The 20,955-nt window shown below is 65.6% G+C and carries 17 protein-coding genes and 1 tRNA gene; 11 read left to right on the forward strand and 7 right to left on the reverse strand.

The features are described 5' to 3' along the window. Positions 1 to 174 precede the first annotated feature (174 nt). The 4 genes from AC1D34_RS15995 (at position 175) to AC1D34_RS16010 (ending at position 6,694) form a co-directional block, all read left to right on the forward strand. Complete coding sequence (locus AC1D34_RS15995; RefSeq protein WP_476824705.1) at positions 175 to 1,137, forward strand: enoyl-CoA hydratase-related protein; 963 nt, start codon at positions 175 to 177, stop codon at positions 1,135 to 1,137. A 150-nt stretch (positions 1,138 to 1,287) separates the two neighbouring features. Beyond that, positions 1,288 to 3,615: a putative bifunctional diguanylate cyclase/phosphodiesterase gene (locus AC1D34_RS16000; RefSeq protein WP_441490137.1), complete on the forward strand. Its 2,328-nt coding sequence runs from the start codon at positions 1,288 to 1,290 to the stop codon at positions 3,613 to 3,615. 157 nt (positions 3,616 to 3,772) lie between these two features. Beyond that, positions 3,773 to 5,233 (forward strand): dihydrolipoyl dehydrogenase family protein, encoded by a 1,461-nt coding sequence (locus AC1D34_RS16005; RefSeq protein WP_441490138.1) that lies wholly within the window; start codon positions 3,773 to 3,775, stop codon positions 5,231 to 5,233. 9 nt (positions 5,234 to 5,242) lie between these two features. Beyond that, positions 5,243 to 6,694 (forward strand): sensor histidine kinase, encoded by a 1,452-nt coding sequence (locus AC1D34_RS16010; protein WP_476824706.1) that lies wholly within the window; start codon positions 5,243 to 5,245, stop codon positions 6,692 to 6,694. Positions 6,695 to 6,699: 5 nt separating this feature from the next. Here AC1D34_RS16010 and AC1D34_RS16015 read toward each other — a convergent pair whose 3' ends face one another. Further along, positions 6,700 to 7,329, reverse strand: a complete 630-nt coding sequence (locus tag AC1D34_RS16015) for a S24 family peptidase (protein WP_441490140.1) — start codon at positions 7,327 to 7,329, stop codon at positions 6,700 to 6,702. 168 nt (positions 7,330 to 7,497) lie between these two features. On the opposite strand from AC1D34_RS16015, the gene AC1D34_RS16020 reads away from it, so the two are divergent. Beyond that, positions 7,498 to 7,842: a DUF952 domain-containing protein gene (locus AC1D34_RS16020; RefSeq protein ID WP_441490141.1), complete on the forward strand. Its 345-nt coding sequence runs from the start codon at positions 7,498 to 7,500 to the stop codon at positions 7,840 to 7,842. Then, positions 7,839 to 8,930 (forward strand): quinone-dependent dihydroorotate dehydrogenase, encoded by a 1,092-nt coding sequence (locus tag AC1D34_RS16025; RefSeq protein WP_476824707.1) that lies wholly within the window; start codon positions 7,839 to 7,841, stop codon positions 8,928 to 8,930. Before AC1D34_RS16020 ends, AC1D34_RS16025 begins: the two co-directional genes overlap by 4 nt. Before the next feature lie 125 nt (positions 8,931 to 9,055). Here the strand turns inward: AC1D34_RS16025 and AC1D34_RS16030 are convergent, their stop codons facing one another. From AC1D34_RS16030 to AC1D34_RS16040, 3 genes are all read right to left on the reverse strand, one after another. Then, on the reverse strand, positions 9,056 to 9,325 hold the full coding sequence (locus AC1D34_RS16030) for a DUF6460 domain-containing protein (RefSeq protein ID WP_069877667.1): 270 nt from the start codon (positions 9,323 to 9,325) through the stop codon (positions 9,056 to 9,058). An 85-nt stretch (positions 9,326 to 9,410) separates the two neighbouring features. Continuing rightward, positions 9,411 to 10,091 carry a response regulator gene (locus AC1D34_RS16035; protein ID WP_441490143.1) on the reverse strand — a complete coding sequence of 227 codons (681 nt, stop codon included), beginning with the start codon at positions 10,089 to 10,091 and terminating at the stop codon, positions 9,411 to 9,413. A gap of 174 nt (positions 10,092 to 10,265) precedes the next feature. Continuing rightward, positions 10,266 to 11,900: a cisplatin damage response ATP-dependent DNA ligase gene (locus AC1D34_RS16040; protein ID WP_476824708.1), complete on the reverse strand. Its 1,635-nt coding sequence runs from the start codon at positions 11,898 to 11,900 to the stop codon at positions 10,266 to 10,268. Positions 11,901 to 12,055: 155 nt separating this feature from the next. Here AC1D34_RS16040 and AC1D34_RS16045 point away from each other — a divergent pair, with 155 nt between their 5' ends. Continuing rightward, positions 12,056 to 12,838, forward strand: coding sequence for an SGNH/GDSL hydrolase family protein (locus AC1D34_RS16045; RefSeq protein WP_441490145.1), 783 nt, complete (start codon positions 12,056 to 12,058; stop codon positions 12,836 to 12,838). A gap of 16 nt (positions 12,839 to 12,854) precedes the next feature. Here AC1D34_RS16045 and AC1D34_RS16050 read toward each other — a convergent pair whose 3' ends face one another. Then, complete coding sequence (locus AC1D34_RS16050; RefSeq protein WP_476824709.1) at positions 12,855 to 13,898, reverse strand: ligase-associated DNA damage response exonuclease; 1,044 nt, start codon at positions 13,896 to 13,898, stop codon at positions 12,855 to 12,857. 42 nt (positions 13,899 to 13,940) lie between these two features. On the opposite strand from AC1D34_RS16050, the gene AC1D34_RS16055 reads away from it, so the two are divergent. From AC1D34_RS16055 to AC1D34_RS16070, 4 genes are all read left to right on the forward strand, one after another. Beyond that, positions 13,941 to 14,897, forward strand: coding sequence for a class I SAM-dependent DNA methyltransferase (locus AC1D34_RS16055; protein ID WP_476824710.1), 957 nt, complete (start codon positions 13,941 to 13,943; stop codon positions 14,895 to 14,897). An 80-nt stretch (positions 14,898 to 14,977) separates the two neighbouring features. Next, a complete protein-coding gene (locus AC1D34_RS16060) occupies positions 14,978 to 17,467 on the forward strand; it encodes a ligase-associated DNA damage response DEXH box helicase (RefSeq protein ID WP_476824711.1) in 2,490 nt (829 codons plus the stop codon). A gap of 47 nt (positions 17,468 to 17,514) precedes the next feature. After that, on the forward strand, positions 17,515 to 18,177 hold the full coding sequence (gene pdeM / locus AC1D34_RS16065; RefSeq protein ID WP_441490490.1) for a ligase-associated DNA damage response endonuclease PdeM: 663 nt from the start codon (positions 17,515 to 17,517) through the stop codon (positions 18,175 to 18,177). A gap of 252 nt (positions 18,178 to 18,429) precedes the next feature. Beyond that, positions 18,430 to 18,504 (forward strand) — tRNA-Thr (locus AC1D34_RS16070). 244 nt (positions 18,505 to 18,748) lie between these two features. On the opposite strand, the gene AC1D34_RS16075 is transcribed toward AC1D34_RS16070, so the two are convergent. Both AC1D34_RS16075 and AC1D34_RS16080 read right to left on the reverse strand, forming a co-directional pair. Further along, positions 18,749 to 20,773, reverse strand: a complete 2,025-nt coding sequence (locus AC1D34_RS16075; RefSeq protein WP_476824712.1) for a CHASE2 domain-containing protein — start codon at positions 20,771 to 20,773, stop codon at positions 18,749 to 18,751. Next, on the reverse strand, positions 20,773 to 20,955 hold a 183-nt coding region (locus AC1D34_RS16080), incomplete at its 5' end, for a hypothetical protein (RefSeq protein WP_476824713.1). The genes AC1D34_RS16075 and AC1D34_RS16080, both read right to left, overlap by 1 nt.

A 20,955-nucleotide genomic window follows, 5' to 3' on the forward strand; every position in this document is an offset into this window, starting at 1 on the left:
GCGCGCCGCCTCAAAAGCCCGCAACATCGCATTGAGACAGGCTCTCCAGCAGCACAACTTAGACGACAAAGTTTAATGAAATTAACCATTTCTGCCGGTTATCGTTTACAGTTCATTAACTTCTTCTACCCTGCGGAGGCGTTCCAAATTGTCTGACCTGACGGGATTTGCGGCATGTTCCAGGCCTTCGCTTCACAGACCCATTCGGTGCCCGCCGTCGCTCTGGAATGTTGCGAGGTCATCGACGCGTTGCGGCACAAGGCGGGTTTCCTGCCCGAGGTGCAGCTGGCCTACGAGGCCGAGATCAAGACGCTGTGGGTGACGATCAAGCCGGAGCTGAAGCCGGTCTTCACGCTCCAGCTGCTTGACAGCCTCGGCAAGATCCAGAAGGCGATCTATGCTCTCTGGGGGGCGCCGGATCAGTATCACGGCGCACCAGTGCGCTTCCTCGCCTTCCGCGGGACCGGCCCCTTCTTCACCCTCGGCGGCGATCTCGATTTCTATCTCGACTGCCTCGCCAAGAATGACCGCGCCGCCCTGGCGGAATATGCGCGTCTCTCGATCGAGGGCGCGGTCTGGAACGCCAGCGGTCTCAACGGTCTGGTGATCACGCTCTCGACCATTCACGCCAAGGCGATCGGTGGCGGCATCGATGCGCCGCGCTCCTGCAATGTCATGATCGCCGAGGAGCAGGCTTCGTTCGTCTACCCCGAGATCAAGTTCAACCACTTCCCGATCACGGCGGTGGCGGTGTTGTCACGCCGCATGGGCTCGCGTGCAGCGGAGCGCCTGCTGCTCTCCGGCGAGGAGATGAGCGCCGCCGAATTCATGGCGGCCGGTGCGTTGGAAGCGGTGGTGCCGACCGGCACCGGCGAAGACTGGATCCGCAAATATGCCAGCGACTCCCTGCCGGTGCATGCGGCCAAGACCGCGCTGTTCTCCGCGTTCAATCGCCGGGCCGGCGACCTGCGCGAGGAACTGGAGCATCTTGGCGATATCTGGACGGATTGCATGCTGCGCCTCAACCCGARCGCCATCTCGAAGCTGCAGCGCATCGCGCAGACGCAGGATCGTATGCTGACCCGCGTCTACCAGCGGCCGGCGAGCCCGGTCCTGTCCAGCGCAGCGGCCCTCTGATCCTGCAAAGGCGCCTTCGCGGAGACGCAAGGCGGTTGCAGCCCCCCTCACGAAACATTTACCTGTTCCGCTTAAAGGGTTTATCCGGCGCGAACTCGGGCTCGTGAAAAGCTCGTGTCGCGCGCCTGAAGCCTTGCAAGGCGGGACTGGATGGCGGGTGTTTTCAAAGGGCTTCTCAGCGACAGACCGGGCGACGTCCGCGAGGATTTCGACCTGCCGGACTATCGTCTGCTGGTCAGCTCGCTGTTCTCCTCGCCCGGCTCGATCATTCCGGGCGGCATCGCTGGTATCCTGACCCCCTATCTGTGCTGGCTCTCGACGGGCGCCAGCATTTTCATGACCCTGACCGCGCTGGTGACTCTGGTCGTCGCGCTCCGGATCATGACCGTCATCAGCTATCGCAGGCGCGATCATTCGGATGACAGCTTTGCCGAGACACGGCGCTGGGATCGCGAATACTTCCTCGGCGCAACGGTTTTCAGCGCAGTCCTTGGCTACAGCTGCTACATCGCGCTGACGCAGACCGAGGACCCCGCCGCCCATATCACTTCGGTCGCCTCGACCATCGCGCTGGCCTCGGGCTATGTCTCGCGCAACGCCGGCCGGCCGAAATTCGTCGCCGTACAGCTCCTGACCTTCTGCGTGCCGATGGCCATCGGCCTCGTCCAGGCCTCCAACGATTACTATCACTATATCGGCTATTTCGCGTTCCTGTACGTGGCGGCCAACATCGCCATCACCAATTCCCTGCACCGGAATCTCCTCGCGCTCAGCGAAGCGACCAAGCAGTCACGAGGGTTGGCATCGGCGCTGCATTCGCAGAACCTGACGCTCGACGCCGCGCTCAACACGATGATCCATGGCCTCGCCATGTATGATCGCAGCCTCAAGCTCGCGATCTGCAACGCACCGCATCGCACGCTCTTCGGCATCCCCGAGACGCTCGCCCTCCCCGGCACGCCCTTGACGGCGATCGCCCGCTTCCTGATCGAGCGCCAGGTCATCAGCGCCGACCAGGTTCGCGACATCAGAAGCGCACTCAGCGAGGTTCAGCAGTCGCAACAGGCGGTCACCCGCGAATTGCAGACCCGTGGCGGCCGGCTGCTGGTGGTCACCATCGCGCCTGCGGCCGAAGGCGGTGTGCTGATGCTGACCGAGGATGCGACCGAGAGGAAGGCGACGGAAGCACGGATCGAGCGGATGGCTCGCTTCGACGAGTTGACCGGTCTCGCAAACCGCTTCGAATTCAACAACCAGCTGTCCGAGTCCTTCCGCAAGCTGGAGCGGACCGGAGAAGCCTTCGCGCTGCTCTATGTCGATCTCGACGGGTTCAAGCAGGTCAATGACAGCCTTGGCCACGATATCGGCGATCGCGTCCTCTCCGAAACGGCTATGCGCCTGCGCGGTGTCATTCGCGGTGGCGACCTGCTGGCCCGCTTCGGCGGTGACGAGTTCGTTCTGATCTTGCCCTCGGCCAATCTCGCCATCGTCACCACGATCGCCCAACGCATGATCGATGCGATGGCCAAGGCCTTCCTGCTTGAGACCAAGACCGTCTACGTGACGGCCAGCGTCGGTATCGCGATGGCGCCGCTCGATGCCGCGACGCCGGCCGATCTGCTGCGCCACGCTGACACCGCCCTCTACAAGGCCAAAGCCGCAGGCCGCAACACCCTGACCTTCTTCAATCCGGCGATGGCCGAGGAGATGCTCGATCGGCACGAGATCGAGGTGGATCTGCGCCGGGCTTGCGAGAACAAGTCGCTCGAACTGTACTATCAGGCCATCATCGATCTGAAGACGCAGGATGTCGTCAACCGCGAGGCGTTGATGCGCTGGCGGCACCCCACCCGCGGAATGATCCCGCCTGGCATCTTCATCCCGATCGCGGAGAGTTCCGGCCTGATCGCCGCCATGGGCGACTGGGCCATCAGACAGGCCTGCCATGACGCGGCTTCCTGGCCTAACGACGTCGGCGTTTCCGTCAACATCTCGCCGCTGCAGTTCCGTGAACCCCGCCGGATCGTCGAGACCGTCAAGGAAGCGCTCATCGCGTCCGGGCTCGGCTCCCATCGGCTGACGCTCGAGGTGACCGAATCCCTGCTGATCGAGGATAACAAAGGCACGCTCGCCGCCATTCACGAACTGCGCGCGCTCGGTGTGAAATTCGCACTCGACGATTTCGGCACCGGCTATTCCTCACTTGCCTATCTCTCGACCTACCCCTTCGCCCAGGTGAAGATCGACCAGAGCTTCAGCCGCGACGTGCACGCCAATGAGGCGTCGAAAGCCATCATCGAGGCCGTCTGCCAGCTCGCTCGACGCCTTTCGATGAATGTCGTCGTCGAAGGCATCGAAACCGAACAGCAGCGTATCGCAGTGCAGTTGCTCGGCGCGCACCGGGCACAGGGCTATCTCTTCGGCCGGCCGGAGCCGGTATCCGCCTTCTCACCCGACAGGGGACGTCACGTCGCCTGAGGAATGTCGCTGAGACGCCGCACGCGCGATACCGATCCCACCGCGACAATGCCTGTCCAACGGCGCGCTGCTCCAGTACTTCCGGCGCGCCGGCCTTGATTCCTGCACTCTGACAACGCATCAGCAGGTAGCGGAAGGCAGATCAGGGAGAGGCGATGTGACCGGCAGTCCGGCGACGGCATCCAATACGACGCCGCTGACCCCCGACATCTGCGTTATCGGAGGCGGCGCCGCCGGACTTTCCCTTGCGACAGCAGCGGCGCTCTTTGGCGTATCGGTCGTGCTGGTGGAGCGCGACCGCCTGGGGGGCGGCAAGGACGCTGTCATCTCGAACGCGCTGATCGCCGCCAGCACACGGGCGAGACTGCTCCAGGACGCCGGCCATTTCGGCATCGCTGCCGGTGCGCTGGATATGGATTTCGTCAAGGTGCAGGCGCATATCGCCGGCGTCGTCGCGGCACTGGCCCCCAACGAAACGGCCGAGCGCCTGGCGGCATTGGGCGTCACCGTGATCAACGGCGAGGCCCGGTTTCGCGACCGCAACACCGTACAGGTCGGCGATCGGGAAATCAGGGCAAGGCGCTTCGTCATCGCAACGGGCTCGCGCCCGGCGGCTCCGTCAATTCCCGGCCTGGACAAGGCCCCTGTCCTGACAGTGGCATCCGTTCTCACCCTGAACCGCCGCCCGGAACGTCTGATCGTGCTCGGATGCGGCTCGGAAGGGGTTGAACTCGCRCAGGCGATGCACCGCCTCGGCAGCAGCGTCACGATCGTTGGAGCCGAAGACCTCCTTGCCGACGAGGACCCGGAGGCCGTGATGCTGATCCGCCGCGCTCTGCTGCGTGACGGGATCGCGCTGCACGAACGGGCCAAGATCCTGCGTGTCGAAACCCCGCGCAATCGCGTGCGCCTCGTCCTGGCCGGGACGAAGAGTGAAGCGGAACTCCCCCTGGATGGCACGCACCTGCTGGTCACGAGTGACCGGCAGCCGGCGATCGCCGCGCTCGATCTCGAACTTGCGGGCATTGCCAGCGATGCCGGCGGCATCCTCGTCAACAAGGGCCTGCGGACGGCCAACCGGCGTGTCTTCGCCATTGGCGGCTGCGCCAGCGGAAACCGACACAGCGCTCACCTTGCTCATGCAGCGAGCCACCAGGCGAGCCTGGTTCTCCGCAATATCCTGTTCCGCCTGCCGGTGAAGACGGACGCAGCGGCGCTACCAAGAGTGACCTCCTGCGAGCCTGAGCTTGCCAGCATCGGCCTGTCGGAGGAGCAGGCCCACAGGGCGGCGCGGGACATCCGGATCCTGCGCTGGCCCTATGCAGAAAGCGACAAGGCGCAGGCCGAACGGCAGACGGAGGGCTTCGTCAAGCTCATCACCGACGGCAAGGGCCGCGTTCTCGGCGCCACCATCATTGGTGCCAAGGCCGGCGAGCTGATCGCGCCCTGGTGCCTGGCAATCGAGAAGGGGCTGAACGTCAAGGATATGGCCGGGCTGGTCCTCCCTGCTTCGACCTTCTCGGAACTCTCGAAGCGGGCTGCCCTCTCGATCTACTCTCCGCTTGCGTCCCGGCCGGGCATTCGCCGGCTTATCGGCTTCCTGCGCCGCTTCGGATAAGCTCGCCGCATGGAGTCGCCACGCCTCGACAAGCAGTCGCTTTCCGTCAGCGTCCCACGCAGCCTGACGCGGCTCGGCCTTTCCGCAAAGCTGCTGCTGCTGACCGTGCTTTTCGTGATGCTGGCGGAGGTGCTGATCTACTTGCCGTCCGTCGCGAATTTCCGGCGCAACTGGCTGAATGACCGCCTCGCAGCCGCACAGATCGCCGTGCTGGTTCTTGAAGGCGCTCCGCCGGAGGGGCTGCCCGAAGGCAGCGAGAGCCGCCTGTTGATGGGCGTCGGCGCACGCGCCATCGCCGCCCGTGTCGGCGGTGCGCGGCGCCTTCTCAGCCTCGATTCCATGCCACCCGAAGTGGCGCGAACCGTGGATCTGCGCCAGATGGGCTGGCTCACCTCCATCATCGAGACTCTCGACACTCTGATTACGCCTGCCCATGACACGCCGATCCGGGTCATCGGCGAGGCGGTCGGCGGCGCCGACTTCGTCGAACTGATCATCGACGAGGCGCCGCTGCGCCGCGCGATGCTGGTGTTCTCAGCCAATATTCTGCTGTTGTCGCTGCTGATCTCGGGGCTGACGGCGGGACTGGTCTATCTTGCCCTGAACTGGCTCATCGTCGGCCCGATCCGCCAGGTCGCCGCCAATGTCATGGAGTTCGAGGCCGACCMGGAGAACCCGCACCGGATCATCACGCCGAGCCAGCGCGCGGACGAGATCGGCGAGGCCGAACGGGCGCTCGCACGCATGCAGATGACGCTGGCGGACGAGCTGCGCACCAAGAAGCACCTCGCCGAACTCGGCCTGGCGGTCAGCAAGGTCAACCACGACCTGCGCAATATGCTGGCTGCGGCCCAGTTGATGTCGGACCGGCTGACCGAAACGCGGGACCCGAAGATCAGGCGCTTTGCGCCGCGCCTGATCGCCAYGCTCGACCGCGCCATCGCCTTCTGCCAGGCGACGCTGGCCTATGGCCGCGCCGCCGAGGCGACGCCGACCCTGCGCGAGGTCGCGCTTCGGCAGCTTGTGGCCGATGCGGGCGAACTGCTCGGCCTCGCGGAAAGCCCGACCGTGAGCTTCGCCAACGAGGTTCCGGCGGAACTCATCCTGCCCTGCGACCCCGACCAGATGGCGCGCGTCCTGCTCAATCTCATGCGCAATGCCGTCGAGGCGCTGACCCGTGCGGGCGCCGAAGCCGGCCGCCAGCCGACCCTGACCATCAGTGCGGCGCGCGAGCTTCATGAGGTCGTTCTGCGCGTCTGCGACAATGGTCCCGGCGTTCCGGAACGGGCAAAGGCCAATCTGTTCCAGGCCTTTCGCGGCTCGGTCAATCCCGGCGGCACCGGGCTGGGCCTCGCTATCGCGGCGGAACTCGTCCGCCTGCATGGCGGCTCGATCGCGCTCGAACCCTCGAAGATCGGAGCCGTCTTCAAGGTGGCGCTGCCGATCAGAGGCGGGAACTGAGGGCCCTACTGGCTCGCCCAGATCACCCGCGCCATGAAGGCGATCTCGGATGATGCGAGCACCCGGTCGGGCTGCTCGGGATTGAGCGAGGCGAGTTCGACGGTCCTGGCAGTTTCGCGCTTGAGCTGCCTCGCCAGCACCTCGCCTTCAATCGTCATGACCACGACCCGGTCGCCTCGCCTCACGGCAGCCGCCGGAGAAACGATGATGATGTCGCCATCGCGGTAGATCGGCAGCATCGAATCGCCGGCGATCTCAAGCGCATAGGCTTTCTCGTCGGACAGGCCGGGAGACGCGACCTCCTCCCAGCCGGAGCCGGCGGGCAGGCCGCTGCCATCGAAGAATCCACCCAACCCCGCCTGTGCGAAACCGAGCAGGGGAATGGTGGGCGCGGGCGCCGCGGCGCGGTGCATCACCACGCTCATGAACTCGTCGAGCGAAGCGCCAGTAGCCCCCAGGATCTTGGCGATCGACTCGGTCGAGGGCCAGCGCTCGCGGCCATCCGGGCCGATGCGCTTGGAGCGGTTGAAGGTCGTGGCGTCGAGGCCGGCCCTGCGCGCCAGCCCCGACGGCGTGAAGCCGTAGCGCTGGGCCAGTGCATCGATCGCGCTCCAGATCTGGTCATGGGACAGCATCGGACAGGCCTCTGATCCTGATGTGCCGGGAGAGCAGGACAAGGATAGGAAATATCCCCTACTCGATGAGACCTCAATCTGATTTCCGATGAACGGGTCCGGGATGATTTGCCCGGAGCCGGTTGCACCCGCTATGGCGTGTACAACGCCGAACCAACGAGACGTCCCGTGCCCCTCATCTACAAGATCTGCCCCGAACAGCTCTGGCGTGACGCTGAGCTCGCCGGGTCATTCAACGGCGCTGCCATCGATCTCGCCGACGGCTACATCCATTTCTCCACAGGCGGACAGCTTCGCGAAACGGCAGAAAAGCACTTCGCCGGTCAGAGTGGCCTCCTGCTGATCGCGGTGGACGATACGGCACTCGGCTCGGCGCTGCGCTACGAACCCTCGCGCGGCGGCGCGCTCTTCCCGCATCTCTATTCGGCCCTCGCCCCCAAGATCGTGCGCTGGATTGCGCCGCTCGCCACGGGGACGAATGGCAGCCCCGTCATTCCGGAGGACATTTCGTGATCGGCAGCCTCTTCAACCTCGCCCGGCCCCTGATCCACAAGCTGGATGCCGAGATGGCGCATCGCCTGACGGTTGCCGCACTGGCGGCCGCACCGGCGTTGAAGCCGGCTGCCGACGATCCGATCCTGGCGACCGAGGCTTTCGGGCTCGCCTTCGCGAACCCGATCGGCCTGGCGGCCGGCTTCGACAAACATGCTGAGGCGGTCGATGGCGCCCTGGGGCTCGGCTTCGGCTTTGTCGAGGTCGGTGGCGTGACGCCGCTGCCGCAGCCCGGTAATCCGCGCCCGCGTGTCTTCCGGTTGCCCGAAGACGAAGCCGTCATCAACCGGTACGGATTGAACAGCGAGGGCATGGAAGCGGTCGCGGCCAGGCTCGCAGCCCGCCGGAAGCGCGGCGGCATCGTTGGCGTCAATCTCGGCGCCAACAAGGACTCCGCCGACCGCGCCGCCGACTACGCCATCCTGGCCAGGCGGCTCGCGCCGCTTGCCGATTTCCTCACGGTCAACGTCTCCTCGCCCAACACGCCCGGCCTGCGGGATCTGCAGGCGGAATCGGCGCTGGACGACCTGATCGCGCGAGCGCTCGCCGCCCGCGACGAGGCCGGACAGGCCACAAGCCGCCGCACGCCCGTTCTGCTCAAGATCGCCCCTGACCTGACGCTGCCTGAACTCGACGGCATCGTGGCCGTGGCTCGCAGGCGTGCGATCGACGGCATGATCGTCTCCAACACCACTGTCGCACGGCCGGACAGCCTGCGGGGAGCCTCTCGCGGCGAAACCGGCGGCCTCTCGGRCCGACCGCTCTTTGCGTCCTCGACCCGCATCCTCGCCGAGACCTATCGGCGCGTCGAGACGCAGTTCCCGCTGGTCGGTGTCGGCGGCGTCGACTCCGCTTCCGCCGCCTTCGCCAAGATCAGGGCCGGCGCCAGCCTGGTGCAGTTCTATTCGGCGATGGTCTTCAAGGGGCCCGCCCTCGTGAGCGAGGTCAAGACGGGGCTGGTGCGTGAGGCCCGCCGTGCCGGGGCGAGCCGGATTGCGGACCTAGTCGGCCGCGATGCCGAGGCGATCGCGCGGGGAGAGGGGCTGTAAGGCGCAGCCAGCGTCTCGGGCCGTGGCGCTCACGCCATGCCGGCTTGCGCCGCATCCGATGTTCTAGCCTTCTGTGTTTGCATCGGCTTTCCCGAAAACCGCAATCCACTTTTCGGGCGGATGCTTTAGCGCCGCGAGGCGAACAGGCGAGAGAGCAGCCAGATCGGGACCACGACCAGCGCTCCTGCGAGCACCCATTGGCCGACCTCGCGCACGGCGCCAAAACCGAGATCACCAAGCGACCGCAGGAAGCGCGCCACGGCGTCGAAAAGTCCGCGCGGCGTCAGCCCGAGAAAGGCCATGGCGGCGCCGACGAGCAGTGAAATGAAGATCAGCCGGACAAGAACGCTGAGAAACGAACCGCCCAGGAAGTGATCGAGATTGCCATTGGCCATTGCCGGAATTCCTATCGATAGACGAGACGGGCCATAGAACGGTTGAACCGCGCCTGAATGGCGAACAGCCGCCTCATCGGAACGCTCAGATCGTCGCCGACGCGCCCGCCGTCGCCCATGCCGTTCCCGCGATCTTCGAGGCGGCTATCACGGCCTGCGTACGGCTGTCGACATTGAGCTTGGTCAAGATGGCCGAAACATGGGCCTTCACCGTCGCCTCGGAGACCCCGAGCTCATAGGCGATCTGCTTGTTCAACAGCCCTTCCGAGAGCATCATCAGGACACGGACCTGTTGCGGCGTCAGCGTCGACAGCCGCCGCACCATGTCGGCGATCTCGGCATCGACCGGCGCTGAAAGATCGACCCCCGGCGGAGTCCAGACGTTGCCCTCGAGCACCGCTCGAATGGCCTCGCCCATCTGCTCGACCTCGGCCGTCTTCGGCAGGAAGCCAAGCGCCCCGAACTCGATGCAACGGCGGATCACAGCCGGGTCGTCATTGGCCGAGACGACGATGACCGGGATTTCCGGGTGATCGGCCCGCAGGAACAGCAGGCCGGAAAAACCCTGGACGCCGGGCATCGTCAGATCGAGCATGACGAGATCGGCGTCCCCGTCCTCGGCCAGCGCTTTCGTCAAAGCCTCGAGCGAACCAACCTCGCTCACTTCCGCCCCTTCCAACGCATGCGATACGGCCTGACGCAAGGCGCCGCGAAAGAGCGGGTGGTCATCTGCGATGACGATATGCGTCGGTGTTTGCCGGTTCATGCTGTCATCCCCTCCACAGCCCTGCCTATTCTGCCCCATAGGCGGGCGCAGGCTCAAGCATTTCAAGCCGATAAGACGGTATGAGCGCTGCAAACCGGCACGGAAGCCTGTGAACCAGAATGGCGCTTGCGGCAACGCAACAGAATATTCGCCTTTAGACTCCGGACCGACACTTCAGCCCTGCACCGGCAGGAGCGTCTCCAGCGCCTCGATACGGTCCGCCTCACGCGGCGGCTTATCCCAGCGAATGCGGCTGATCCGGGGAAAGCGCATGGCGAGTCCGGATTTATGCCGGGTCGAACGCTGCAGCCCCTCGAAGGCGACTTCCAGCACCAGTCCCTTGTCGGCTTCATGCGTGACCTCTCGCACCGGGCCGAAGCGGTTCAGCGTGTTGCGGCGCACGAAGCGGTCGAGCTCCAGCAACTCCTCGTCGGTGAAGCCGAAATAGGCCTTGCCGACCGGCACGAGTTCCTCGCCTTCCTCCGTCGTTCGCCAGACGCCGAAGGTGAAATCCGAATAGAAGGACGAACGTTTGCCGTGACCACGCTGGGCGTACATCAGCACGCAATCGACCAGCCGCGCATCCCGCTTCCACTTGTACCAATACCCTTTCGGCCGGCCGGGCAAATAGGGCGAATCAAGGCGCTTGATCATGCAGCCCTCGACGGCTTCGGCATCGACGCCGGCTCCAGAGGCCTCGGGGTCTGCGCGCGCGGCCGCCAGTTCCTCCCAATCGCTGAAGGCGATCGGCGGTGACAGATCCACCACTGCGGAGGACAGCCGCGCGACAAAGGCCACGASCCGCTTGCGGCGTTCGGCGAGCGGCAAGTCGCGAATGTCCTCCTCGCCATCGACGAGCAGGTCATAGGCCCGGATATGAGCCGGATACTCCGCCAGCATCTTCGCGGTGACGCTCTTGCGGTTCAGCCGTTGCTGAAGCGTGTTGAAGCTCTGGACGGCATTCTCGCGGCGCACCAGCAATTCGCCGTCGAGTGCGCCGTCGAGAACGAGCGCCTCCGTGACATCCGGGAAGGAGGCGCCGATATCCTCGCCGGTCCGTGAATAGAGCCGGGTGATGCGGGCCCCATCGGCGCGCGTGCCGCTGACCGCCTGAACGCGGATTCCGTCCCATTTCCACTCGGCCTGGAACTCCGCCGGAACGAGCTTGTCGAAATCGCCCTCCTCGATCGGGTGCGAGAGCATGGCGGGGCGGAAGGGCGCCGGATCCGTCGCGGCCGGCCGCGGTCCCCTGCCTTCCAGCCAGGCGAAGAGCGGCTCATAGGGCGGCTCCAGCCCGTGCCAGACCTGCTCGATCTCGTCGGGCTCGACACCGCCGAGGCTCGCCGCTGCCGTCTTGGCGAGCCGGGAGGAGACCCCGATACGCAATGCGCCGGTGATGAGCTTGAGCAATGCCCAGCGTCCGGTCTCATCGAGCGCATCGAGCCAAGACGCGATCAGGCGGGGCAAGTCCGTCTTGCCGGAGTTTCGCAGGCCCGAGACGACATCGGGCAGGTGTGGCGCCGCATTCGCACCGTGCCGGGCCGGCCACATCAGGGCTATGGTCTCCGAGAGATCGCCGACATAGTCGTAGGATAGCGCAAACAGCACCGGGTCCGTACGCTCGGCGATCAGCGCCCGGATCAGGCCCGGCTTGGCGTTCTGGAACACCAGGCCGCCGGTCATCGCGGCCAGTGCCAGCCCCCGGTCCGGATCAGGCGTAGTGCGCAGGTAATCCGCGATCAGCGCGAGCTTCGCATTGCGGCGCGGTTCATAGGCAAGCCTGTCGAGCAACCAGGCGAAACGGTTCATCCTGCCCTCCCCCGCAGCAGTTTCAGGCAAACGTCAAGGCTGGCGCCGGGGCCCTGCCTGTCCCGAAATTCCCTCATCAGGCCATTCACCGGCGTTCAGTCTCCATTCATGAACGAAACCTTACCAGCCAAGGGAGCAGTCATGAGGATGTCGGGATGCGCGCCGCGATGCGGTTCTTTGCCGTGAATCTCATTGTGGCCTTGGCATTCGCAACGTTGCAGATCGGCAGCGCTGCAGCCGCGTCCTTTGAATGCCGGGAAACGCCGATGATGCAGGCGGCGATACCGCTCCCTGCCGTCGCAGCCAAGATCAGCCGCGAGCATAAGCTCGACATCCTGGCCATCGGCTCGTCTTCCACGGAAGGGATCGGCGCGTCCTCCAAGGACAAGAGCTACCCCGCCCGTCTGCAGAAGCTGCTTGGTCAGAGCTGGCCCAATGCCGCCATCAGCGTCACCAATGCCGGGATCGGGGGCGAAACCGCCCCGCAGACGATCGCGCGCCTGAAAAGGGCCCTGAGCGAGCGGCGCTATGATCTCGTCATCTGGCAGGTCGGCACCAATGATGCGGTGCAGGGTGGTGATCTCGCCGCCTTCGAGGCCATGGTCTCCGACGGCATCACGGCAGTCCGCCAGGCCGGCTCCGGTCTCGTGATCCTCGACCCGCAGTATTTTCCGACGGTGAAGGATCCCGAACGGTATCGCAGCTTTGTCGAGGCCATCGCAGACACGGCACGCAGCCGCTCGATCCCCGTTCTCTCGCGCTACAACACGATGCGCGACTGGCATCGGCGCGACGCCAATGCGTTCGCCGCGGTGCTCGCCAGTGACGGCTTCCATATGAGCGACACCGGTTACGATTGCCTGGCGCGGGACATGGCCGTCTCGCTGCTCGGCATGACGCTGCCCGGCCGCTCCCACACCGCGCAGGCCGCACAGTAGAGGCGGCTGCCGGCTGCTAGAGCTGCGCGGCATCGGCCGTCTCGCTCACGGTTTCGGCCTCGCCCTCGTCGCCATAGCCGACAAGATGCAGCGGCTTCGCGTTCAGTCCGACCGTCCCGCACCAATGGACCAATGCGTCGGCCTCACCATGGGTGACCCAGATCTCGCCGGCGCCGGTTTCTCTGATCGTTGCCTGAAGATCGCCCCAGTCGGCATGATCTGAAACGATCAGCGGCAATTCCACGCCCCTCTGCCGCGCTCTCGCCCGGATCCGCATCCAGCCAGACGCGAAGGCGGTCACGGGGTCCGGAAATTTCCGCGCCCAGAGATCCTGAATCGAGCTTGGCGGGCAGATGACGATCTCTCCGGCCAGCGCCTTCCGATCGCTCGCCGAAACCAGGCGCGTCTCCCCGACGGGAACTCCTTCCGAAGCGTAGAACTCCGTCAGGGTCTCGAGCGCACCATGGATATAGATGGGCCGCTCGTAGCCGGCCTCGCGGATCAGAGCCATGACACGCTGCGCCTTGCCGAGCGAATAGGCGCCGACGATATGCGTCCGCTCGGGAAAGAGCCTGACCGATTCCAGCAGCTTGGCGATTTCGGCACCGGCCGGCGGATGGCGAAACACCGGCAGGCCGAATGTCGCCTCGGTGATGAAGACATCACAGGAAACCGGTTCGAAACCGGCGCAGGTCGGGTCGCGTTCGCGCTTGTAATCGCCGGAGACGAGGATCCGCAGCCCCTTGCTCTCGACCACGATCTGGGCGGAGCCAAGGACATGCCCTGCCGGGACGAAGCGGATATCGACCGGACCGATCGACGTCATCGCGCCCGGCACCGCCTCCTGCCGGCTCTGCGTAAAGCCCTCGCCATAGCGCAAGGCCATGATCGCCAGCGTCTCGCGCGTCGCCAGGACGGCGCCGTGTCCCGCCCGCGCATGGTCGGAATGGCCATGGGTGATCAGCGCCCGCGCCACCGGGCGAACCGGATCGATATGAATGTCAGCCAGCGGGCAATAGAGGCCGGCCGGCGTCGGGATCAACAGCTCCGAAGGGCGCATTGTCTGGTCTGGTGCATGGGCGTGAGATAAAGTCGATCGCTCATGGAAAAAATCCAGCCTCGTTTCTCGACGTCGTCCGGCGATCCCCGACTCGACCGCCGCTATGAATGGGCGGCCGCCGCGCTCTCCGAGGGAGACGCTGCAACAGCCGTCGATCTCCTCGATCAAACGCTCGGGGAGGCGCCGGGTTTCGTCGCGGCCTGGCATCTCTACGGCAAGGCCAAGGCGAAACTTGGCAGCAAGGAGGAGGCCGCGGAAGCATGGCGGCAATGCCTGGTTCTCGATGATGCGGATCATCTCGGCGCCAGGCTCGATCTCGCGCGCATCGGCGCGATTCCGGCGGAACTGGCCGCCTCCGATGCATTCTCCGGCCGTCTCTTCGACGAATACGCCGAACGTTTCGATAGTCACCTCGTAGAATCCCTGTCCTATCATGGTCCAGCCCTGCTGAAGGRCGCACTTGCGCGGGCCTGTGCAGCGCAAAACCGCGCCCTGTCCTTCGCCATGACACTCGATCTCGGTTGCGGCACCGGGCTGATGGGCGAAGCGATCAGAGCCGAAACCGAGTTTCTCGCCGGCTGCGATCTCTCGGCCCGGATGATCGAGAAGGCGCGCGCCAAGTCACGCGATGACGGAGGCCCGCTCTATGACAAGCTCGCCGTGGCGGGCCTCGTCGAATTCCTCGCAAGCCGCCGCGATGCGTCGGCCGATCTGGTCATCGCGGCCGATGTCTTCGTCTATCTCGGCGAACTTGCGCCGGCCTTCGCTCAAACGGCGCGGGTTCTGACAGCCACGGGCCTGGTTGCCTTCACCGTGCAGGATCATGACGGCGAGGACGTGATCGTCGGTGAGGATCGTCGTTTCGCCCATGGCGAACGCTGGCTCCGGCGGCAGTTGTCCGAAGCTCGGTTGACGCCGCTCCTGCTGGAGGCCGCAAGCACGCGGAAGGACCGCGGGAAGCCGGTGCCGGGGCTGGTTGTGGTGGCGGCGCGCGCTTAGGCCAACGCAAGGTCTCAGGGTCCCATGGCCCAAAGGGGCGGGATTTCACTCTCGCCCCGCACCGCCTATCTCTATCCCGCATGGATGCCCCCGCCGCCTCCCTCCCGCCAGGATTCGCCGACTGGTTCGCTTATCGCGGCTGGACTGCACGCCCGCATCAGCTTGCATTGCTGGAAGAGGCGCGCGCCGGGCGCTCGACCCTGCTCGTCGCGCCGACCGGCGCCGGCAAGACGCTTGCGGGCTTCCTGCCCTCGCTGGTCGAGCTCAGCGAGGGCAATGGCCGCCGTGACGGCCTGCACACCCTCTACATCTCGCCGCTCAAGGCTCTCGCTGTCGACATCGCCCGCAATCTCGAGACGCCGATCCGGGAGATGGCGCTGCCGGTCACGGTCGAGACCCGCACGGGAGACACCTCCGCCGCCAAGCGCACCCGGCAGATCGCGCGACCGCCGGACATCCTGCTGACCACGCCGGAACAGCTCGCCCTCYTGGTCTCGCACCGGGATGCGAAGCCGTTCTTCGCCAGCCTCAGGCGCGTCGTGCTCGACGAGTTGCACGCGCTCGTCACCTCGAAGCGCGGCGACCTGCTTTCGCTCGACCTGGCGCGGCTGCGCAAACTCGCGCCAAAACTCTCGGCTGTGGGCCTCTCGGCGACGGTGCGCGAGCCGGCCGACCTGCAGCGCTATCTCGGCGGGGTCGGGACTTCGGCCGGGCTGGTCGCCGTCAAGGGCGGGGCAAGCGCGCGGATCGGCATCCTGCAATCCGCCAACCGCCTGCCGATGGCCGGGCACACCACCGGCCATGCCATTCGCGACGTCTACAAGGCGATCGGCGATCACCGCCTGACCTTGGTCTTCGTCAATACGCGCATGCAGGCCGAGTTCATGTTCCAGGGCCTGTGGAACATCAATGACGACAATCTGCCGATCGCGCTGCATCACGGCTCGCTCGACGCCCAGCAGCGCCGCAAGGTCGAGGCGGCGATGGCCGCGGGCAAGCTGAAGGCCGTCGTCTGCACCTCGACGCTGGATCTCGGCATCGACTGGGGCGATGTCGACCTGGTCATCAATATCGGCGCGCCGAAGGGCGCGAGCCGGCTGATGCAGCGCATCGGCCGCTCGAATCACCGCATGGACGAGCCGTCGCAGGCCCTGCTCGTTCCCTCCAATCGCTTCGAACTTCTGGAATGCCGCGCCGCCCTCGACGCTGTCGCTGAAGCCGCTCAGGACACGCCTGAGCCCCGTATCGGCGCGCTCGATGTGCTGGCCCAGCACGTGCTCGGCATCGCCTGTTCCGACGGTTTTGCTCCGGACGCGCTCTACGAGGAGGTGCGCACCGCGTCGCCCTATGCCGGCCTTGCGCGGGTCGATTTCGACGCCGTGGTCAATTTCGTCGCGACCGGCGGCTATGCCCTGCGCAGCTATGAACGCTTCGCCAAGCTCCGGCGGGGCAAGGACGGGCTCTTCCGCGCAAGCAACCCGCGCGTGATCCAGCAATATCGCATGAATGTCGGCACCATCGTCGAATCGACCATGCTCAAGGTCCGGCTTGGCCGGCTGCGCAGCGCAAGGCCCGGCCAGCCCGGCATGCTGAGCCGCGGCGGCCGTATCCTGGGTGAGATCGAGGAGTATTTCGCGGAGACGATGACGAGCGGCGACACCTTTGTCTTCGCAGGCGAGGTGCTCCGCTTCGAGGGTATCACCGAGAACGAGGTCGTCTGCTCGCGCACCAATCCGGGCACCGACCCAAAGATCCCGTCCTATGCCGGGGGCAAATTCCCCCTCTCGACCTTCCTCGCGGCCCGCGTGCGCGCCATGCTCGCCTCGCCGCAGGAATGGGCCAGGCTGCCGGACGAGGTGTCCTCCTGGCTGCATGCGCAAAGGCTGAAGTCGCGCCTGCCCAAACCCGGCGAGTTGCTGATCGAGACCTTTCCGCGCGGTGGGCGGTTCTATCTTGTCGCGTACCCGTTCGAGGGCCGCCTCGCCCATCAGACGCTCGGCATGCTGCTGACGCGGCGGCTGGAGCGGGCCCGCATGAGACCGCTCGGCTTCGTCTGCAACGATTATGGTATCGCGGTCTGGACGTTGGGCGACATGTCGGCGGCGGTCGCCCGTGGAGCGCTCTCGCTCGACGAACTGTTCGCCCAGGACATGCTCGGCGACGATCTCGAGGCATGGCTCGCCGAATCCGCGCTGATGAAGCGCACCTTTCGCGCCTGTGCCATCATTGGCGGGCTGATTGAACGCCGCTTCCCCGGGCAGGAGAAGAGCGGCCGGCAGGTCACGATGTCGAGCGATCTCGTCTATGACGTGCTGCGCCAGCACGAGCCTGACCACGTGCTGCTGAAAGCCGCATGGGCCGACGCCGCAACAGGCTTGCTCGATATCCAGCGGCTCGCTCAAATGCTGACACGAATCAGCGGCCGAATCGTGCATCAGCCGCTGGACCATGTTTCGCCGCTCAGTGTTTCGGTAATGCTCGAAATCGGGCGCGAGGCGGTTCATGGCGAGGCAGCCGACGAGATCCTGGCGGAGGCTGAAGCGATGATGCTCGAAGAGGCGATGGCGTGACGCTGCCCGCAACCAACGAATTTTCAGCCCGTGAGGCGGGAGCACTCATGCTCGGGCGGCTCGCAATCGTCCCCGATCTCTCGGGCGCGCTGTGGCTGCCCGAAGAGCGCACGCTCGTCGTAGCCGATCTGCATCTGGAAAAAGGCTCGGCCTATGCGGCGCGCGGCATCTTCCTGCCGCCCTATGATTCCGCGACAACGCTGGCGACGCTGACGGCTGCGATCCTGCGCCATGCTCCGGCCCGCGTCATCGCGCTTGGCGACAGCTTTCACGACCGCGGCGCGGAGGAGCGGATCAGCAGTGATGATCTGCGCTCCCTGCACCTGCTGCAGAAGGGCCGTGACTGGCTCTGGGTGACCGGCAACCACGACCCCGCGATCAGCCGGGCGATGGGCGGCGAAACTGCGGCCTGTCTCGCGATTGCAGACGTCATGCTGCGTCATGAACCCGACGCGGCTGAGGCCGGCTTCGAGATCGCCGGGCATCTCCACCCGGCGGCCAAGATCAGGATGCGCGGGCGGGCCCTGCGGCGCCGCAGCTTCGCGCTCTCCGGGCGGCGCTGCATCCTCCCGGCCATGGGCGCCTATGCCGGCGGGCTGAACCTTCGCGATACCGCCTTCCGTCCGCTTTTTCGCGACGGTCTGACGGCGCATATGCTCGGCGACGGCAGGCTCTTCCGGATCGATCGGCAGCTGCTGCTGGCGGACTGATGCGGGGCCATCGTTCCCGGAGAGCGCCAGCGCACCCGGCTCTGAGCTGAAGCAATCTCTCCATTACCAATGGAGTGCTCGACAGCAGCAGGATCGCCGAGAAGGACCGGTTCCGACTTTTTCACATGCTGTTCGCCCGCTACGGGTTGCGTCCGGCGGGGGCTTGTGGCATCAGGACGCCGCTTCGGAACGACGCCGCGCCCGCCATCGCCGATTTCGCGATTGAACAGGCGCTTCAAGGCTTACGATCCTGCTGCGGTAGCTCAGTGGTAGAGCACTCCATTGGTAATGGAGAGGTCGAGAGTTCAATCCTCTCTCGCAGCACCAGCCCCAAACGCCTGAAGTCACGCAAATCAATGTGAGCATGGGTTCCACACCCGCTTGGCGGTACGTGGGCGGCCGGGATGCCTGTTCGCACAGCTCGCGATCGACGATCTCCRAAGACCGGCATCCGTCCCTTGGAAACACCGATCGGACAGCCACCCCATCACGGGTGGTCACATTGCTCTGAAACCGAACCTCACGGACTGATCGCTCCGTCCTCTGATCGCACTCGCGGTCGCTCCTGCCGTCAGACCCGCGCTCCTCGCGCCATCATGGCCCCGCGCATCTTCGCGCTGTAGTCCGTCAGGCTCGGCCAGACCGAGGCGATGACGTCGAGTTCGGCCAGGGACGACATCGTATCTCCCTGGGCCAATGCAGGACGCAGTCGTGTCTGGGCTGACAGGAGCGCTTGCCCCTCTGGCGTGTTGCGCATGCTTGCCTCGCCCAGCACCGTGAAGATCGGCGTCGCTTCGCTACGCCCGCGAACGGCGATGCGGTCGAGTTCAAAGACAAAGAAGGCGTCCTCGATCGCGCGTGCGGTGCCTTCTCCGATGACGACCGGCACCGCGTAATCCTTGGTTACGCCCTCCAATCGCGACGCGAGGTTCACGGCGTCGCCCAGAACGGAGTAGTCGTAACGCCAGCGCGACCCGATATTGCCGACGACGCACATGCCGGTATTGACCCCCACTCCGACGGCAAGCGGCGACAACCCGGGCTCCTCCATCTGAAGTTCGGCATTCAGGCGCTCGACGGCCTGGGACATCCTTAGCGCAGCGGCGATGGCAGCACTCGCATGGTTCGGATCCGGCAACGGCGCGTTCCAGAATGCCATGACGCAATCGCCCATATATTTATCGATCGTGCCACGGGCCTCCAGGACCTGTTCCGACAGCGCATCGAGAAGGCGGTTGATGATGCTGGTCAGCCGGATCGGGTCATCTTTCAGGCGCTCCGACAGGCTGGTGAAGCCACGCACGTCGCAGAACAGGACGCTGATCTCGCGCCGCTCGCCGCCCAGCTTCAACGAATCGGGATTGCGCGCGAGTTCCTCGACCAGATCGGGCGTGACATAGCGGGAAAAAGCCTGCGAAACGGCGGCGCGCAGCCGGCGCTCGCGGGCGTAGTCGATGCCAAAGCGTGCGCCGAACCCTATGAAGGCCGCAAGCGTCGGCGTCACCGGCGGCAGCCAGATCCGGCCGTAGCGCAGCAGGAGCCAGCTGCCGGCGGCAATGGCAATGACGCTTGCCGCCGCGATCACGCCCGTGCGCCAGGTGATGGCCGCCGAGCCCGTGCCGCAGCCGATCAGGGAGCAAACCAGGACGACGGCTGCGATCGCGCTGAGTGGTGCGGGTCTGATCCAGAGCCCATGCCTGAGATTATCGAGCAGGGTCGCGTGGATCTCGACGCCCGACGTCAGTGTTCCGGTTTTCGTGGTGTAGGGGGTGGAAAACGCATCGTTCGCACCGGACGCGGCGGTTGGTGCCGCCTTCAGGTTGAACCCAACCAGCACGACCTTGTCTTTGAGGAGGCCTGGCGGAAGAAAGGCTGCCGGGTCGAGCGCCTGATAATAGGAGACCGTCGGATAGGTGCGTGGTCCGCCGAGATATTGGATCAGGACACGCTCAGGGATAGCGGGCAGGGGTTCGCCAATCTGGCCAAGGAGCGCGGCGGCAAAGCTGCCTTCGATGCGCGGCATTCGCCGCAGGACGCCGTCGCTGTCGAGATCGACGGAGGTCACACCGGTTTCCGCGCCGTTTTCCGTGAACTCCGGCAGGGGCTCGACGAGCGAGACCTGCGTGCCATGGTCCATGGCGATGACTTCGCGATCTGCCGCCAGCACCATGCCGGGTGCGAGCGCAGCGGCAAGAGCGGCATCGGCGGCTTCACCCGACGGTTCCGAGAAGATGATATCGAGGCCAATGACCTTCGCGCCTGCCTGCTTCAGGCTCTGGACCAGGCGGGCGTGAGTTGCGCGCGACCAGGGCCAGCGCTCGGACAGTTCGGCGAAGGACGGCTCATCGATTGCGACGATTACGGCCCCGGGCTGATCCGGCTGGGGCGGGGCGATCATGGTCAGGATATCGAAGACCCTGGCCTCGACGATCCTGATGCCGGCGCGGCCATGCAGCGGCACGATGAGAAGTGAAACCAGCGCTGCCAGTAAAATGTTGCGCAGGCGGGGGCGCCCGCGCAATTCGATCTGCAGGGCCCTGTAGCGGTGAAGCAGCGCCGCGGCGACCCGGCCTTGCGCAGGCGCTGCGCGCGCCATCAGAACCGGACCTTGAGTGAGCCGGCAATCGTGCGGCCCGCACCGAGGATCGCTTCGCTGGTGCCGACGCGCGCGGCGACCTGCTCGTAGCGCCTGTCGAAGACGTTGAGCAGGGAGAGCCCCAGCAGAAAGCGCCGATCCGGCGTTTCGTAGCTGGCCGCGAGGTCGGTTGTCCAGAAAGG

It is taken from the genome of Allobosea sp. P1_A7 (genome assembly GCF_056406775.1).

Bases quoted from the DNA above. Each gene is read 5' to 3' on its own strand.
- pdeM (WP_441490490.1), top strand. From the start codon at position 17,515: ATGCTCGGGCGGCTCGCAATCGTCCCCGATCTCTCGGGCGCGCTGTGG.
- AC1D34_RS16030 (WP_069877667.1), bottom strand. From the start codon at position 9,325: ATGGCCAATGGCAATCTCGATCACTTCCTGGGCGGTTCGTTTCTCAGC.
- AC1D34_RS16015 (WP_441490140.1), bottom strand. From the start codon at position 7,329: ATGCTGTCCCATGACCAGATCTGGAGCGCGATCGATGCACTGGCCCAG.
- AC1D34_RS16045 (WP_441490145.1), top strand. From the start codon at position 12,056: ATGCGCGCCGCGATGCGGTTCTTTGCCGTGAATCTCATTGTGGCCTTG.
- AC1D34_RS16035 (WP_441490143.1), bottom strand. From the start codon at position 10,091: ATGAACCGGCAAACACCGACGCATATCGTCATCGCAGATGACCACCCG.
- AC1D34_RS16050 (WP_476824709.1), bottom strand. From the start codon at position 13,898: ATGCGCCCTTCGGAGCTGTTGATCCCGACGCCGGCCGGCCTCTATTGC.
- AC1D34_RS16000 (WP_441490137.1), top strand. From the start codon at position 1,288: ATGGCGGGTGTTTTCAAAGGGCTTCTCAGCGACAGACCGGGCGACGTC.
- AC1D34_RS16075 (WP_476824712.1), bottom strand. From the start codon at position 20,773: ATGGCGCGCGCAGCGCCTGCGCAAGGCCGGGTCGCCGCGGCGCTGCTT.